At 46.9% G+C, this 1,187-nt stretch carries 1 protein-coding gene; it reads left to right on the top strand.

Features of this window, described 5'->3' with window-relative positions:
* Positions 1 to 1,184 (top strand): elongation factor Tu (gene tuf, locus AC4IFO_RS22890; RefSeq protein WP_273805197.1); only part of this gene is annotated, 1,184 nt, incomplete at its 5' end.
* Positions 1,185 to 1,187 lie beyond the last annotated feature (3 nt).

The following is a 1,187-nucleotide window of genomic DNA, read 5'->3' as shown; positions in this document are numbered from 1 at the left end:
TGTCTAAAGAAAAATTTGAACGTTCAAAACCGCACGTTAACGTTGGTACTATCGGCCACGTTGACCACGGTAAAACTACTCTGACAGCAGCTATCACTACTGTTCTGGCTAAAACTTACGGCGGTTCTGCTCGTGCATTCGACCAAATCGATAACGCACCAGAAGAAAAAGCGCGTGGTATCACCATCTCTACTTCTCACGTAGAGTACGATACACCAACTCGCCACTACGCACACGTAGACTGCCCAGGACACGCCGACTATGTTAAAAACATGATCACTGGTGCTGCACAGATGGACGGTGCAATCCTGGTTGTTGCTGCGACTGATGGCCCAATGCCACAAACTCGTGAGCACATCCTGTTAGGTCGTCAGGTTGGCGTTCCTTACATCATCGTGTTCCTGAACAAATGTGACATGGTTGATGACGAAGAACTGTTAGAATTAGTTGAAATGGAAGTTCGTGAGTTACTGTCTCAGTACGACTTCCCAGGCGACGACACTCCAGTTGTTCGCGGTTCAGCTCTGAAAGCGCTGGAAGGCAACCCAGAGTGGGAAGCGAAAATTGTTGAATTAGCAGGTTACCTGGATTCTTACATCCCAGAACCAGAGCGTGCAATTGACCGTCCGTTCCTGCTGCCAATCGAAGACGTATTCTCAATCTCAGGTCGTGGTACAGTAGTAACAGGCCGTGTTGAGCGTGGTATCGTTAAAGTTGGTGAAGAAGTTGAAATCGTTGGTATCAAAGAAACGGTTAAAACAACTTGTACTGGCGTTGAAATGTTCCGTAAATTACTGGACGAAGGCCGTGCGGGTGAGAACGTTGGTGTTCTTCTGCGTGGTACTAAACGTGAAGAAATCGAACGTGGTCAAGTACTTGCTAAACCAGGTTCAATCAAGCCACACACTAAATTTGAATCAGAAGTTTATATTCTGAGCAAAGATGAAGGTGGTCGTCACACTCCATTCTTCAAAGGTTACCGTCCACAGTTCTACTTCCGTACAACTGACGTAACAGGTACTATCGAACTGCCAGAAGGCGTAGAGATGGTAATGCCAGGTGATAACATCAACATGATCGTTACCCTGATCCACCCAATCGCGATGGACGACGGTTTACGTTTCGCAATCCGTGAAGGTGGCCGTACTGTAGGTGCGGGTGTTGTTGCAAAAATCATTGCATAATAC

Source organism: Providencia sp. UF-224 (assembly GCF_058245955.1).
Note: the sequence above shows the minus strand (reverse complement) of the source record. Positions and strands in the feature narration are given on the sequence as shown.